This window comes from Chamaesiphon sp. (genome assembly GCF_041738855.1).
Lineage (GTDB): Bacteria > Cyanobacteriota > Cyanobacteriia > Cyanobacteriales > Chamaesiphonaceae > Chamaesiphon.
Map to the genome: position 1 here is coordinate 25455 of NZ_JBGSPA010000141.1, position 13267 is coordinate 38721.

Below are 13267 nucleotides of genomic sequence, written 5' to 3' on the forward strand. Positions count from 1 at the left end.
GTAAACGTTAGGGTACCCACAAGGGGCACCCCTACGGTTTCTACTGTGCTGTCATTATCCCTAGTATTCTAGGCTGCGGCTAAGAAGGATTTCTTACATTCAACTAGTGCGGCTTTAAGGAGCGTTTCGGCTTCATCAGTGAGCTGCATTTTGTTGTCTTTGATAGTTTGAGCGTACTCAGGTTTGCTATTTTTGAGGTAGTCCTTGAGTGCTGCTGTATAACCAGTGACTTTATCGACGGCGATATCGTCGAGATAGCCATTCAAGCCTGCATATACAAGCGCGACTTGCTCGGGTACTGATAGTGGTGAGTACTGAGGCTGCTTGAGAATTTCGCGGAGGCGCGCACCACGAGCGAGTTGATTTTGGGTCGCTTGGTCGAGGTCGGATGCAAATTGAGCGAAGGCTTGGAGGTCGTCAAACTGTGCGAGTTCGAGTTTGAGTTTACCTGCGACCTTTTTCATGGCTTTGGTCTGGGCGGCGGAACCGACACGGGATACGGAGATCCCCGCGTTGATGGCGGGACGCAGACCAGAGTTGAAGAGGTCGGAGGAGAGGAAGATTTGACCGTCAGTAATCGAAATTACGTTGGTAGGAATGTAGGCAGATACGTCACTACCTTGAGTTTCGATGATCGGGAGGGCAGTCATACTACCACCGCCGAGTTCGTCGCTGAGTTTGGCAGCGCGCTCTAGTAAGCGGGAGTGAATGTAGAATACGTCGCCAGGATATGCTTCACGTCCTGGTGGGCGACGGAGCAAGAGGGACATTTGGCGATATGCTTGCGCTTGTTTGGACAAGTCATCATAGATGATCAGGGTCGCTTTACCTTGATACATGAAGTACTCAGCGATCGCCGCACCAGTATAGGGTGCGAAGTATTGGAGAGTTGCAGGATCGTTGGCATTAGCAGCGACAACGACCGTGTAGGACATCGCGCCAGCTTCTTCGAGCACGTTGACGATATTGGCAACGGTAGAGGCTTTCTGACCGATCGCGACATATACACAGACTACATTTTCTTCTTTCTGGTTGATGATCGTATCGATCGCGATCGAAGTTTTACCAGTCTGTCTGTCACCGATGATCAGTTCCCGTTGTCCGCGCCCAACTGGAATCATCGCATCGATAGCGGTAATCCCCGTCTGCATGGGTTCATATACCGAGCGTCGCTCGATAATCCCTGGTGCCATGAATTCAATCAGGCGGGTGGTCGTAGTGGCAATATCACCTTTGCCATCGAGCGGACGAGCCAAAGCATCGACTACTCGACCGATAATGGCATCACCGACTGGGATCTGCGCGATCTTACCAGTCGCTTTGACTGCACTACCTTCTTGGATATTCCGACCGTTGCTCATCAATACCACACCGACGTTATCGGCTTCGAGGTTGAGAGCCAAGCCCACACTCGCGTCTTCAAACTCGACGAGTTCCCCAGACATAACTTTATCCAAGCCATAAACACGGGCGATGCCATCGCCGACTTGGAGGACGGTACCGACGTTGGATGATTTGACGTCTTGGGTATATTGTTCGATTTGCTGGCGAATAATACTACTGATTTCGTCAGGTCTGATACTAATCATAATTATTTATTTACTTTTATAGGAATTAGGCTTGAGGCTCTAGGTGTTAGGTATCAGGCTTGAGGTCTTAGGCGTTAGGTGTTAGGTTTTAGGCTTTACTTTACTAAATCCTTACTCCCTACCCTCTACCCTCTAAGCAATGCTCAGACCCAGGCGACGGATTTCGGCGCGGAGGCTGGAATCAATTACTTGAGAACCAACTTTGATGATTACTCCACCGATGATATCTGGATCGATTTTAGTCTCAATCTCGACACTAGCTGCGCTGGTCATGCCTTGGACGCGATCGCGAACTGATTGGGTCTGGGCGTCAGTTAGCGCGACTGCACTAGTGACTTCCGCCAGTACAATTCCTTTTAAGTCTCGCAAGGCGGCTTGATAACGCTTACAAATTCCTGCCAAGTAGCCAATGCGACGACGATCTACTAGGATCATCAAAAAGTTTGCCATGAATGGGTGAATCTTGTCGGTGACAATCTTACCCAAAATTGCTTTTTTGTCGGCAATTTTGACGATCGGATTTGCCAAGATTTGATTCAGTTCTGGCGACTCATCGAGTAGTCCCAACAAGTCAGCACAGTTGCTACCAAATTCATCGACTAGATTTTGAGACTGAGCCAGGGACATCAGGGCGTCCGCATAGGGGTTGAGTACGACACTACCAATGGCACTATCTTTCATTATTTACCTCCTACTAATGCGATGCTGCGATCGACTAGCTCGGACTGAGCGGAGTCGGTGAGCAGATCTTTGATTTGAGCTTCGGCTCGTTCCATTGCCAACTTGGTCACTCGCGCACGGAGTTCGGCGACGGCTTTGTCCTGCTCGTTGCTGGTATCAGCAGCAGCTAGTTCCTGCATCCGCTCGATATCAGCGGCAGCTTTGGCGGCGATTTCTGCTTTGGCATTTTCCGCGCTGGTAACTGCCGTCTTACGGATATTTTCCGCTTCGGTTTTCGCTTGAGCCAGATTTTTCTTGGCTACTTCGAGCGCGGACATGGCTTGTTTTTGCCGAGCTTCGGTATCTTGGATCGCAGTTTCGATCGCCAGACGGCGTTCGGTCAAGATCTCCGTCAAGAGCTTGCGTCCGAAGACAAATACAAAAATCAAGACCAGAACGAGATTAAATAAGTTGGCTTCGATTAAATCTGTGTTTAAGCTGACACCACCTGTTTCGGCTGTGGCTTCGGCTGTGGCTTCGGCTGTGGCGAGGAATAAAAAATTTCCCATCATATATGTATGCTAGAACTGGGCGATTCGATTGGTGTTCAGTTATTGGCGATGAGCGATCGAGTCATAGTTACATTAATTGTCACTGTTAACTGTTCGCTATTAACTGTTTTAATCTGGCTAGCAGGTTATGTTACTTAACTAACTCGGCTCCCAACAATTTGGTCAAGATTTGACGGCTGAGTGCTTCTACTTGTGGCTCTAGAGCCGTAAACGCAGACTGCTTTTGTTGGTCGATTTCTAGTTGGGCTTGTTCGCGTTGAACTTGAGCCGCTTGTTGAGTTTCGGCGAGTTGTCCGGCAGCAATTTTTTGAGCTTCAGCTTTGGCTGTGGCGATGACTGCTTGGGATTCGCGTCTGGTACTGGCTAGTTCTGCCTCATATTTTTTGGCGATCGTTTCAGCTTCTGCTAGTTTGGCTTTAGCATCGCCCAAACCGCCACGAATATACTCATCGCGATCGTCTAGTACTTTACCAAGGGGTTTGTAAAACAGCGTGTTCAATGCAGCGACCAAAATGACAAATTGGATTGCCATCAAGGGCAAGGTGGCATCAAAGTCAAACAGTTTACCTTTCTCGGCTACTTCTGCTACTTCTGCTACTTCTGCTAGCAGTAGTGTCCATTGTGGGATCATCTTTTATGCTTTCCTTGGAAATTTAAGTTCGGAAGGAAATCGGCAGTAAGCCGTAGGTTGTAAGTAGTAAGTCGTAAGTGGTGCTTAGTTAAGAGCTAAAGTTCCTACTTCAAAGAATCCACCGTCAACTGTCTTGATTCGCTGTCTTGATTTGCTAAACCCTCGGGGAACCCGAGGAGCGCAAATCGCTGTCAACTCTCAACTCTCAACTTTCAACTTTCAACTGTCAACTAATACTGTCCGTTCCTACCGATGATTGATTGTGAGATTATGCGAAGGGGTTAGCAAATAACAGAATCAGAGCTACAACTAGACCATAGATCGTCAAAGATTCCATGAATGCCAAGGAGAGTAGCAGAGTGCCGCGAATTTTGCCTTCAGCTTCGGGTTGACGTGCAATCCCTTCTACAGCTTGACCAGCAGCGGTACCTTGACCGAGACCAGGACCGATGGAAGCTAGACCGACAGCAAGAGCAGCAGCGATAACGGAAGCAGCAGCAACAGTAGGATTCATGTGTATTTACCTTAAAAAATGATTGAGAGAATATTAATTGACATTCATTCAGTTAGTAGTGCCAGTTCACAGCTTCTAGTTATTCACCATCTACCATTCACCATTCACCATTCACCAAATTTAGTGTTCTTCTTCGTGTTCGCCGTGACCTTCGATCGCTTCACCGATGTAGACAGCAGCTAGTGTCGCAAATACCAACGCTTGGATGGCACTAGTAAACAACCCTAACAGCATAACTGGAATCGGGACAATAAACGGAACTAGTAGGACTAGTACGCCGACCACTAATTCATCCGCAAGGATGTTCCCGAATAAACGGAAGCTTAGGGACAACGGTTTAGTGAAGTCTTCGAGGATATTTATCGGTAACAGGATTGGTGTCGGTTCGATATATTTAGCGAGATATCCCAAACCACGTTTGCGGAAACCTGCATAAAAATAAGCCAAAGACGTCAGCAATGCCAGTGCTACCGTAGTATTGATGTCGTTGGTTGGCGCGGCTAGTTCGCCGGATGGCAAGTGAATCAGCTTCCAGGGGAGTAATGCACCAGACCAATTTGATAAAAAGATGAATAGAAACAGAGTACCGATAAATGGCACCCAAGGACGATACTCCTTCTCACCAATTTGGTCTTTACTTAAATTGCGAATATACTCCAAGGCATACTCCATCAGGTTTTGAATCCCACGGGGAATGCGTTGGACATTCCGAGTAGCGGCGATTGCCGCGATCAGCAGCAACCCGATTACAAACCAAGAGGTGAGAAATACCTGACCGTGGATTTGGAGATTTCCTAGTCGCCAATACAAGTGATGACCGACATCCAATGCCGCCAAGGGCAGGAGATTTATGATGTTTGAACCATCTAACATGTGCATCTAGGAGCCATTGTCTCGCGATCGTTTACCAAAATTGCAGTTACTGCTATTGCTGGTCGATTCCGCGCTAGTTCGCACCCGATCGGATTTTAATCACCGATCGAGATTGTTCGCACGAGATAGACTATGAGTGCTGCTTTGTAGGTCAAAAACCCCAAAAAGACTGGCAGAATTTGCAGTTGGTGCCATTTAGCAGCTACAAGCATCAAGACTACAACGAGAGCTTGACGATCGAGACTCAGCTTCACGGATTCGTTACCAATGCGATCTACATCTTTTGCTAGCAGTCTCAAGTACACCACTCCTGCGGCTGCACCCAACAGGTAATTGAAGGCAACCTTCAGATCGTAAAAATACGTCACTGCGGCAAATGCCACAGCCGTAATCCCGATCGTAATCAAATACAACTCTTGTTTGAGCTGTTGATACTCACCCATCGAGTCTCCTGATGAGATGACACTAGATTCCTCTGGTGTCGTTTCCTCATCGACTAATTCTGTCAGTTGAGGCGTTTCATCAGTAGTCACAGCAGTTTAGTGTTATTCGATCCCGAATCGACCATGATCGATTGTATCATCGAGCGGCAACAATACTTAAAAAAAATCGGTGATTTTTGGTCTACTGATGACAACCGCACTGGTAGTCATTTGCCCCGCACCAGACCGCGAGTTCGGAAGACATCTGTAATTGTTGGAGCATAACTCGGTAGTCCAAAAGTCGCTGGACTCACTGGGTTGGTCGAGCCAAAGTGACGGTAATCTAGACAAAACCTGTCCCATTCAGCCATTTGAATCTTGAACAGTTTAATAAAAAAGTTGGCGATCGCGATCGACAGCGGGATCTGAAAGGGACTTTTTTTACCAAAGTAAGCACAGATTTCTTTAATCCCTGCATCCGCCGTCACAAGATTATTCCCCAAAACAATCTGACGATCGTATTTATCGGCAATTTCGGGATGCGCGATCAGATGTCTGACGACTTCGGCGATATCTTTGCCATGAATAAAGTGGAAGCTGCCATCAGCCGTAAACCACTGCAATATCCGAGCATATTTAGAGATGTTTGTCAAGTCTGCCGACAGAAAAGAATAAGGTTTGGTATCATCACCACCAAACACTAAAGTTGGAAACACCGTCGTGATTTTGGCTGCAATTTGGTGTGCGCCGTCAGGAGCATTTCTTGCCTGGGTTATTTTGTCCAAACACTGATATTTAGACAAAATATAATCCGTCCCAATCTTACCCGCTTCTGGTAGTAATTGATTTTGGCGATCGAGGACACTTTGAGTCGAGAAATAGATGACTTGCTGACACACTTGGGGGTCGAGCAAGTCGAATAAAACATGTGTTTTTGTATAGTTGATATCAAACGCTTCCTGTCCACCCCAACCAGCGGCAGTGAGAACGGCAACATCGATCGTTTTGAGTAATTCAGCTTGGTGCTCGATTTCCATCATGTCTGCGGTGATGACATGAATCCCCTGACGTACAGTGATATCTACTTGCAATTTGGCAGGGTTGCGGACAAATAAAAATAGCTCGTGGTCGGTATTTTGGATCAGCGTTTCGCTAATATAATGACCGACACAACCACTAGCACCAGTTACCAGAATACGCATTAAGTTAGGAATGAGAAATTAGAGATTATTATACAAGAGCGATAGCAACGCCGTTCGGTCAAACAAATATTGTTTCTAGTTTTAGTCCGCGTTCGCGAAGCGTCTCGAAGAGAAGGCGGACTTTGCACTCCAAGCGGCGGTTTCTAACCGCTGGGGTTTATGGGTAGCAACTTGGGTTAACCGATCTTTTGGATATCGATCGATATCCAAATTTATCTTGGTTTCTAGGCAACTTTATCGAGTAGTATTTCATCCGCGAAACTAGCTGTCTGAGTGAATTCAAATGGCCCTGCGATCGATCCCCAGACGCGCTCGTCGGTGACGAGATCGCGACCGCGATCGAGGCTAATTAGCCGCTGAGTGCTGATTTCAAAGCTATTGTCCAGATATGTATCTTGACCATTGCGAGTGACCCTACAGCCCTTTCCTGGCTCCACATAGCCCTTGAAACTACTTCCCGTCCATTCGGTAATCATCGTGCAACCAGGCATTTTGATTATCTTATCGCGGGTGAGTTGTTGAAATAGTTCGGGTTTGCGGGCGGCTCCATAAAATTCGGCTTCAGGATCGATCGTATAGTGTTCGATTTCGATCCGCTCGTTGACAATAACAAAGTTTAGCACCCGCAATCGATAGGGATTGTGGAGCATAAAGTCATAAGCCTGTTCGAGAAACAAACTTACCCCACCAAACAATTCATAAGGGAGCGGACGCATACACACCCGAATATGTGCAAAAAACGGTGGATTCTCATACGCCTGAGCTTGATTGCTAAAATCGCCAGCCATCCAGCGCGTCAAGGTGGAAATATCGGTAGAATGAGTCATAGTCGATTTTGGATTTTGGATTGACGATTTTGGATTGACCTGTAGATTTTATAAGCACTGCCCGATCCTATTCTTACAATTTATGACTCAATTAGCACCGCTCCGGCTAGTTTCACTATTGCCAAGTGCCACGGAAATTATTGCTTGTTTGGGATTAGTCGATCGATTGGTGGGTATTTCCCATGAATGTGACTATCCGCCAGAAATCAAAGATCGGGCAATCTGCACCTCCGCCAGACTCTCAACTCATCAGTCTAGTGGCAAGATTCATCAGGAAGTAGATAAATTACTCACAGCGGCAATAAGTATCTATGATATCAATCTCGATACACTTACTCAGTTACAACCCACCCACATTATTACCCAAGATCAGTGCGATGTTTGTGCGGTAAGTTTTGGGGAAGTACAGACAGCAGTTGCGAAATTAACCAACTCTCACCCCCAAATTATCTCACTTCAGCCCGACACGATCGCCGATGTCTGGGCAGATATTCAACGAGTTGGGGAAACCTTAAATGTCGATTGGCAACCGCTCGTTTCTGCGCTTCAAGACAGAGTAAAGACTTGTCAAACTCAATGTCAAAACTTACTAACAAATCCGCCTACAGTCGCCTGTATCGAGTGGACAGATCCGCTGATGTTGGCGGGAAATTGGATTCCTGAATTGGTAGAGATGGCAGGTGGTAAAACTATTGGTGGCGTCACGGGACAACATTCGCCCCGCATCAGTTGGGATGAATTAATCGCCGCCGATCCTGACATCATTATCTTCATGCCCTGCGGATTCGATCTCGATCGCACTCGTACTGAAGCACAACCACTAACGCAACATCCGCAGTGGGAGCGGCTAAGTGCAGTTAAGCAGAATCGAGTATACATCACCGATGGTAATGCTTATTTCAATCGTCCTGGCCCCAGATTGGTAGAATCTCTAGAAATCCTCACCGAAATTCTCAATCTTCAAGTCTGTAATTATGGTCATCACGGCAATGGTTGGGTGAAGTTGCATGAATGATATACCGCTTGAATGGATACAAGGTATTGATGAATTTAATGCAGGCGAATATTACGCTTGTCATGACACATTAGAAGCATTGTGGATGGACTCGATCGATCCAGACAAAAAGTTCTATCAAGGTGTCTTGCAAATCGCCGTCGCTTGCTACCATCTCCACAATCGCAACTGGCGCGGTGCGGTGACTTTACTCGGTGAAGGTATTGGTAGATTACCCTATTATCAGCCAGTATATGCGGGAATTGATGTCACCCAACTTATCCAAGACAGTAGTAATTTATTAACAACGTTACAATCGATCGGGATTGAAGGCGTGGGTGATTTTGTCGATAGACTATTGCAAGATTCAACGTCCTTACCCTCGATTGTCAGGATAAAATATAGAAGTTAACCAGATAAGTCTCCGATCTTGGACAGTCATTATTTTATCAACTGTGAATATTAGTATTTGGATATCGATCGAGTGAATATTGAAGATATTATTGTTTACACATTTTGCAGATGTTTAGGTTGGGGTAAAGACCAACCTTCTACTTGATAAAATTCAATTATGGATTCCAATGCTTCTTGACCTTTTTGGGCTGCTTCCCCATAGCTATTACCATCAGAAACGGGTTGCATTGCTCTGGTAAATTCTGGCAAAAACACCACATAACAATTATCTTCTTCAGACCATTCAATCTTCATGCTGTATTTCATCAGATTCATCTGTTAGAGACTCCAGTTCTTTTAGTGCTTCTTCAACCAATTTTTCTAAATATCGCGGTGCATCTTCCCCATCTCGTCTAGCGATTGTGACGATCGTTTCTAGCTGCGGATGTTTCCAGTTGCTATGGCTCCCTTTACCCTCACGCATATAGAATCCAGCCTGAGTAAGCAGCTTTTTGATTTCACGAATTTTTTTAGGCATAATAAATCTACTCTAGCCGATCGCCATTTCATCGCAGATTGAGTCTCATCCCCACTCATTCAACCACGATTAGGCTTTGCTTACGCTACGCGAACTACTATAAACAATCGATCGACTATAAATCCATTAAACCAGATAAATCTTTCACCGAATTGGTTGAATTACTCGTTGCACTGTATACACAACCGATTGGGATTGATGGCGTGGGTAATTTTGTCGATCGACTAGCTCAAGATTCTAGTATTTTACCCAGGGTTCATTTCGCCTAAGCAGATACTATCGGTTAGAGTTATATTCCTTCAAACTCACCCATTGCTCCAAGTCTAATCGTAATTAACTCGACATCAGTTAACGCTTCGTGTGTTCCCTGCTTTGTATCCTTCTGCGTCGTCCAAAAACATCCAGTTTCACAGATTCTGTCTCCAGTTTTCAGGCTGCCAGAAACTACAAATACATACTCATCAACAGGGTGAGTATGTACTGGAATAATCGTACCTTGTTTCATTTTGAGGCGGTGAATCGATCCTTGCGGAACAGGCTCCGCTAGCACAACCCAACTCGTTCCTGGAAATATTGCTATGTCCGTGAATTGCTGAGTTGCTAAATCCTGAAAAGTTTGAGACATTGATTACAACCTCTAGATCCAGCTAACATACCTAAAAAGTTTGCACTTTATTGTAAATTACGATCCAAGCTTAATAAATATTAAGTATTGCTGTCAGATTTATTATTTACAGCTTCAGTCGATTCGATTTGGCTGGGAGACTTGACCGCAGTTTCGATCGCGTCTACTTCTTTTTTGAACTCAGACTGAAAATCGTTCGAGGCTTCCTGAAAACCTTTAATTGCCTTACCCAGACTCTTGCCAATTTCTGGTAACTTCTTGGGGCCAAATACCAATAGTACGACAACAGCGATCGCGATAGTTTCCGGTAAACCGATCCCAAAAAAATTCATAATCTTTTTCCTTACAATTGCACGAACAGTCTGGTTGTCACTACCACTACTGTTATTTTAGTTAACCTTACAAATAGTTGGTGTGTAGTGGCTAGCGATCGGGTATGGGGTAGAGTCAGTCTCCTGATTACAACGCGTGGCAATACCCGATCGGGATCGCCGTTAGTTACCCACCCCAATCTCCAGTCACAATCGATCTATTGTCCGCCACCACTCCAGTCAACAGTGAAACTATCCAGAACCAGAGAGTTATTGTAGATTTGGAGGATGATCAATAAAAAGACTGCAAATAACACCATAAATACGCCCATGACTGGGGTAGTGCCCCAACCAGGAACGACTTTGCCATATTCAGCATTGAGAGGTCTGAGTAGATCCCCTAATTTAGTACGTTGTGCCATGCGTCACCGATGATGTTTGATGTGGATACTCTATCTGCGGGGGTGGAAATGTTCCACACCCTTCAGTGTACCAAAGAAAATTCCCATTTTCGACACCCGATCCGTTCTATTTTTAGCAGGTGACGCTATGGATCAGCCTCACCCTTATGAAACTAGATCGGCTCTCGATGTGTAGCGATCCCTAAACTTTTTGGTAAATTTTTGTAAAATTCACTAATATTGTAAGAGAAGCAACATCATGAGATTAAACTAACTATGGAATCTGCAACAGTTCTTAGCATTACGTTGGGCGCAGCGGTGATCCTCACCACTGCCTATGGTCTATATATGTCGTTTGGTGCTCCAGCTAAACAATTGTCCGATCCTTTCGACGATCATGAAGACTAAATTGCAGTTGACAGTTGACAGTTGACAGCGATGAACAGAGCCGTAGGGTGGGCAGTGCCCACCGCTTGGGTTTCATCAGTTTGAAACATTTTTTGGATGTTCTTCGCTAGACGATTGCCTCAGATCTAGCCAATAGCGGAAAGCCTAACTTCTCGCGCTGCGCCAGATAGAGATGGGCAACTTGTCGAGCTAAACCGCGCACTTTGGCAATGTACCGAGTGCGCTCGGTGACAGAAATTACGCCCCGTGCATCGAGCATATTAAAGGTGTGAGAACATTTGAGCACATAGTCCAAACCAGGCATCACTAAGCCTTTGGCGATGAGTTGCTCGGCTTCTTGTTGATAGAGCTCGAACAAGGTGAACAGTAATTCGGGGTTGGATGCTTCAAAGTTGTAGGTAGATTGCTCGATCTCCGACTGGAGATAGATATCAGCGTAGGTAAGGGTATCATTCCACTGGATATTGGCGATCGCATCCACTCCTTGCAGGTACATACATAGCCGTTCCAAGCCATAGGTAATCTCGATCGATACCGGACGACAATCGATCCCGCCACACTGCTGAAAGTAGGTAAATTGGGTCACTTCCATCCCATCTAACCAAACTTCCCAACCGACACCCCAGGCACCCATCGCCGCGTCTTCCCAGTTGTCTTCGACAAAGCGAATATCGTGGTCTTCAGGTTCGATCCCCACAGCGCGGAGCGAGTCTAGATAGACGTCCTGAATACGATCTGGAGAGGGTTTGATCAGGACTTGATACTGATAGTAGTGTTGATAACGGTTGGGATTTTGACCATAGCGACCATCACCTGGACGCCGACAAGGTTCGATATACGCCACCGACCACGGTTCGGGGCCGATCGATCGCAAGAAGGTATGATGGCTTTTGGTGGCAGCACCTTTTTCAGTATCGTAGGATTGGACGATGGCGCAGCCTTGCGCGCTCCAAAACTGATTGAGAGTAGTAACGACAGATTGAAAGTTCATTTGATTTGGGAGTTGGGATCGATCCTGAGCTATGCTTTTTGTCCCCACGGGCAACCTGAAAAATTAGACTAACCCACGCTCGTCATCCATGTAATCTAAAAGATCGGGTGAATAGTAGTCATAAATTGCTAGAATAGGCTGGCATCAATAATTATGCAACTGAATGTGACTAAAATCATTTAGATTGATGAGATAGCCTACAGAGTAGTTTGAGGACTGGATGTGGGCGCGATCGATCGAGCAAAAGTCTCATTTTTACAGTGCCCAATCTGTGCGGTTAGTTCATTATCCACAATTTTGTCTCGAAAATCCCGATTACTATGAGAGGGAGATCGAAAAATTTGACTCCGTCCGAAGGAATTTTCTATGAGTTCTGCACAATTCCCCAATCAGCCGCCAGCACATCCAGAAGCTGCCACTCGTCCTGCCAAGCCTATTAAACGACCGAAAAGACCAGAACCAGCAGACTACCCCCCTTTGCCACCGATGCTGCAACTGACGGGAAATACCCCGATACCGCCAGCTAGCGAACCACTTCAGTATCGGGCGATCGGTTTGATTTTGGGTAAATATGTCCCGTCGATCGAGGAATTCAATCAAGGAATGATGCTGGCTGACGATGGTGCCCAGATCGATGCGGTCATTCTCGGTCGGATCATGAGTCTTATCAAAAATCACCTCGACTTGGCACAATCTCACCTGTGGGTGGTATATCCCCGCATTCGGAAGGAAGACAACAAACTTCATGCCCAGATCATGGGCGTGTGGGACCCGCAATTGGTCATCAAGCCACTCGCTGAGTCGGAAGCTGATGCACAAGATGAGTCACCGCCAGATCTTCAGCCAATTCCAACGATCGAGAATTTGGAGATTCCCAATACTTATTTCTCCATTCGCGGTGAGGTAATTTATCAATCGCGCGAAACCAAAGAGATTTTTGTCAAAATTCGCCAAGCACCCAAGAAAAAAACTGAAGAAGAACGATACTTTAAAATCCGCTTGATTGGCGATCTCCCTCAAAAGCTGGTAGGCAATTTTTGGGACTTTGATGTGGTGAGAGTCGATAACAATTTAGAAATCCTGAGTGCCAATTTCGTCGCTCCGCTGCGGGCTAAATTACCCCGCAAGGGCGGGAGTAGACCTCCAGGTGATGGTGGCGAGAAAAGACCCGCCCGCAACCCGTCAGAAGATCGGGATGAGAGAAGTCCTCTCCCTCGGAGCGAATCAGCTAGGCCAAAAGCTGCGCCGATTAAGCGATCGCTCCCGCCTAAGTTGGAATTGCCCGATCGCCCTTAACCGCAGCTAGTAGGGACAAT

19 protein-coding genes are annotated in these 13267 nt (G+C 46.2%); 4 read left to right on the plus strand and 15 right to left on the minus strand.

Features of this window, described 5'->3' with window-relative positions:
* Nucleotides 1–68: 68 nt before the first annotated feature.
* The 9 genes from atpA to ACEW9I_RS14515 all read right to left on the minus strand — a co-directional run bounded on the left by atpA (nucleotide 69) and on the right by ACEW9I_RS14515 (nucleotide 7290).
* Nucleotides 69–1589, minus strand: coding sequence for a F0F1 ATP synthase subunit alpha (gene atpA / locus ACEW9I_RS14475; RefSeq protein ID WP_373541035.1), 1521 nt, complete (start codon nucleotides 1587–1589; stop codon nucleotides 69–71).
* A gap of 132 nt (nucleotides 1590–1721) precedes the next feature.
* On the minus strand, nucleotides 1722–2270 hold the full coding sequence (atpH, locus tag ACEW9I_RS14480; protein WP_373541036.1) for an ATP synthase F1 subunit delta: 549 nt from the start codon (nucleotides 2268–2270) through the stop codon (nucleotides 1722–1724).
* Complete coding sequence (locus ACEW9I_RS14485) at nucleotides 2270–2821, minus strand: F0F1 ATP synthase subunit B (protein WP_373541037.1); 552 nt, start codon at nucleotides 2819–2821, stop codon at nucleotides 2270–2272. Before ACEW9I_RS14485 ends, atpH begins: the two co-directional genes overlap by 1 nt.
* A 130-nt stretch (nucleotides 2822–2951) precedes the next feature.
* Complete coding sequence (locus tag ACEW9I_RS14490; RefSeq protein ID WP_373541038.1) at nucleotides 2952–3452, minus strand: F0F1 ATP synthase subunit B'; 501 nt, start codon at nucleotides 3450–3452, stop codon at nucleotides 2952–2954.
* Between the two features lie 268 nt (nucleotides 3453–3720).
* A complete protein-coding gene (gene atpE, locus ACEW9I_RS14495; RefSeq protein WP_373541039.1) occupies nucleotides 3721–3966 on the minus strand; it encodes an ATP synthase F0 subunit C in 246 nt (81 codons plus the stop codon).
* Nucleotides 3967–4086: 120 nt separating this feature from the next.
* On the minus strand, nucleotides 4087–4845 hold the full coding sequence (atpB, locus tag ACEW9I_RS14500) for a F0F1 ATP synthase subunit A (RefSeq protein WP_373541040.1): 759 nt from the start codon (nucleotides 4843–4845) through the stop codon (nucleotides 4087–4089).
* An 89-nt stretch (nucleotides 4846–4934) separates the two neighbouring features.
* Nucleotides 4935–5372, minus strand: coding sequence for an ATP synthase subunit I (locus tag ACEW9I_RS14505; RefSeq protein WP_373541041.1), 438 nt, complete (start codon nucleotides 5370–5372; stop codon nucleotides 4935–4937).
* Nucleotides 5373–5488: 116 nt separating this feature from the next.
* Complete coding sequence (locus ACEW9I_RS14510) at nucleotides 5489–6463, minus strand: NAD-dependent epimerase/dehydratase family protein (RefSeq protein WP_373541042.1); 975 nt, start codon at nucleotides 6461–6463, stop codon at nucleotides 5489–5491.
* Between the two features lie 224 nt (nucleotides 6464–6687).
* Nucleotides 6688–7290 carry a chromophore lyase CpcT/CpeT gene (locus tag ACEW9I_RS14515; protein WP_373541043.1) on the minus strand — a complete coding sequence of 201 codons (603 nt, stop codon included), beginning with the start codon at nucleotides 7288–7290 and terminating at the stop codon, nucleotides 6688–6690.
* Nucleotides 7291–7372: 82 nt separating this feature from the next.
* On the opposite strand from ACEW9I_RS14515, the gene ACEW9I_RS14520 reads away from it, so the two are divergent.
* Complete coding sequence (locus tag ACEW9I_RS14520; RefSeq protein ID WP_373541044.1) at nucleotides 7373–8305, plus strand: cobalamin-binding protein; 933 nt, start codon at nucleotides 7373–7375, stop codon at nucleotides 8303–8305.
* Nucleotides 8298–8696, plus strand: a complete 399-nt coding sequence (locus tag ACEW9I_RS14525; protein WP_373541045.1) for a DUF309 domain-containing protein — start codon at nucleotides 8298–8300, stop codon at nucleotides 8694–8696. The genes ACEW9I_RS14520 and ACEW9I_RS14525 overlap by 8 nt, the downstream gene beginning before the upstream one ends.
* A gap of 95 nt (nucleotides 8697–8791) precedes the next feature.
* Here ACEW9I_RS14525 and ACEW9I_RS14530 read toward each other — a convergent pair whose 3' ends face one another.
* The 5 genes from ACEW9I_RS14530 to psbH all read right to left on the minus strand — a co-directional run bounded on the left by ACEW9I_RS14530 (nucleotide 8792) and on the right by psbH (nucleotide 10573).
* Entirely contained in the window at nucleotides 8792–8992 is a 201-nt protein-coding gene (locus tag ACEW9I_RS14530; RefSeq protein WP_373541046.1) for a type II toxin-antitoxin system HicB family antitoxin, read from the minus strand.
* Nucleotides 8982–9215 carry a type II toxin-antitoxin system HicA family toxin gene (locus tag ACEW9I_RS14535; protein ID WP_373541047.1) on the minus strand — a complete coding sequence of 78 codons (234 nt, stop codon included), beginning with the start codon at nucleotides 9213–9215 and terminating at the stop codon, nucleotides 8982–8984. The genes ACEW9I_RS14530 and ACEW9I_RS14535 overlap by 11 nt, the downstream gene beginning before the upstream one ends.
* Before the next feature lie 289 nt (nucleotides 9216–9504).
* Nucleotides 9505–9840, minus strand: coding sequence for a cupin domain-containing protein (locus ACEW9I_RS14540; RefSeq protein ID WP_373541048.1), 336 nt, complete (start codon nucleotides 9838–9840; stop codon nucleotides 9505–9507).
* 80 nt (nucleotides 9841–9920) lie between these two features.
* Complete coding sequence (locus ACEW9I_RS14545; RefSeq protein WP_373541049.1) at nucleotides 9921–10172, minus strand: TatA/E family twin arginine-targeting protein translocase; 252 nt, start codon at nucleotides 10170–10172, stop codon at nucleotides 9921–9923.
* Between the two features lie 197 nt (nucleotides 10173–10369).
* On the minus strand, nucleotides 10370–10573 hold the full coding sequence (psbH, locus tag ACEW9I_RS14550; protein ID WP_373541050.1) for a photosystem II reaction center phosphoprotein PsbH: 204 nt from the start codon (nucleotides 10571–10573) through the stop codon (nucleotides 10370–10372).
* A gap of 255 nt (nucleotides 10574–10828) precedes the next feature.
* Between psbH and psbN the strand changes: the two genes are divergently transcribed.
* A complete protein-coding gene (psbN, locus tag ACEW9I_RS14555) occupies nucleotides 10829–10960 on the plus strand; it encodes a photosystem II reaction center protein PsbN (RefSeq protein WP_309731289.1) in 132 nt (43 codons plus the stop codon).
* 106 nt (nucleotides 10961–11066) lie between these two features.
* On the opposite strand, the gene glyQ is transcribed toward psbN, so the two are convergent.
* On the minus strand, nucleotides 11067–11951 hold the full coding sequence (gene glyQ / locus ACEW9I_RS14560; protein ID WP_373541051.1) for a glycine--tRNA ligase subunit alpha: 885 nt from the start codon (nucleotides 11949–11951) through the stop codon (nucleotides 11067–11069).
* Nucleotides 11952–12317: 366 nt separating this feature from the next.
* Here glyQ and ACEW9I_RS14565 point away from each other — a divergent pair, with 366 nt between their 5' ends.
* Nucleotides 12318–13247 (plus strand): hypothetical protein, encoded by a 930-nt coding sequence (locus ACEW9I_RS14565; RefSeq protein WP_373541052.1) that lies wholly within the window; start codon nucleotides 12318–12320, stop codon nucleotides 13245–13247.
* The last annotated feature ends 20 nt before the right edge of the window (nucleotides 13248–13267 follow it).

Excerpts from the sequence above, each read along its gene's own strand:
- atpA (WP_373541035.1), bottom strand. The coding sequence starts at position 1,589 with ATGATTAGTATCAGACCTGACGAAATCAGTAGTATTATTCGCCAGCAA.
- atpH (WP_373541036.1), bottom strand. The coding sequence starts at position 2,270 with ATGAAAGATAGTGCCATTGGTAGTGTCGTACTCAACCCCTATGCGGAC.
- ACEW9I_RS14485 (WP_373541037.1), bottom strand. The coding sequence starts at position 2,821 with ATGATGGGAAATTTTTTATTCCTCGCCACAGCCGAAGCCACAGCCGAA.
- ACEW9I_RS14490 (WP_373541038.1), bottom strand. The coding sequence starts at position 3,452 with ATGATCCCACAATGGACACTACTGCTAGCAGAAGTAGCAGAAGTAGCA.
- atpE (WP_373541039.1), bottom strand. The coding sequence starts at position 3,966 with ATGAATCCTACTGTTGCTGCTGCTTCCGTTATCGCTGCTGCTCTTGCT.
- atpB (WP_373541040.1), bottom strand. The coding sequence starts at position 4,845 with ATGCACATGTTAGATGGTTCAAACATCATAAATCTCCTGCCCTTGGCG.
- ACEW9I_RS14510 (WP_373541042.1), bottom strand. The coding sequence starts at position 6,463 with ATGCGTATTCTGGTAACTGGTGCTAGTGGTTGTGTCGGTCATTATATT.
- ACEW9I_RS14515 (WP_373541043.1), bottom strand. The coding sequence starts at position 7,290 with ATGACTCATTCTACCGATATTTCCACCTTGACGCGCTGGATGGCTGGC.
- ACEW9I_RS14520 (WP_373541044.1), top strand. The coding sequence starts at position 7,373 with ATGACTCAATTAGCACCGCTCCGGCTAGTTTCACTATTGCCAAGTGCC.
- ACEW9I_RS14525 (WP_373541045.1), top strand. The coding sequence starts at position 8,298 with ATGAATGATATACCGCTTGAATGGATACAAGGTATTGATGAATTTAAT.
- ACEW9I_RS14530 (WP_373541046.1), bottom strand. The coding sequence starts at position 8,992 with ATGAAGATTGAATGGTCTGAAGAAGATAATTGTTATGTGGTGTTTTTG.
- ACEW9I_RS14535 (WP_373541047.1), bottom strand. The coding sequence starts at position 9,215 with ATGCCTAAAAAAATTCGTGAAATCAAAAAGCTGCTTACTCAGGCTGGA.
- ACEW9I_RS14540 (WP_373541048.1), bottom strand. The coding sequence starts at position 9,840 with ATGTCTCAAACTTTTCAGGATTTAGCAACTCAGCAATTCACGGACATA.
- ACEW9I_RS14545 (WP_373541049.1), bottom strand. The coding sequence starts at position 10,172 with ATGAATTTTTTTGGGATCGGTTTACCGGAAACTATCGCGATCGCTGTT.
- psbH (WP_373541050.1), bottom strand. The coding sequence starts at position 10,573 with ATGGCACAACGTACTAAATTAGGGGATCTACTCAGACCTCTCAATGCT.
- psbN (WP_309731289.1), top strand. The coding sequence starts at position 10,829 with ATGGAATCTGCAACAGTTCTTAGCATTACGTTGGGCGCAGCGGTGATC.
- glyQ (WP_373541051.1), bottom strand. The coding sequence starts at position 11,951 with ATGAACTTTCAATCTGTCGTTACTACTCTCAATCAGTTTTGGAGCGCG.
- ACEW9I_RS14565 (WP_373541052.1), top strand. The coding sequence starts at position 12,318 with ATGAGTTCTGCACAATTCCCCAATCAGCCGCCAGCACATCCAGAAGCT.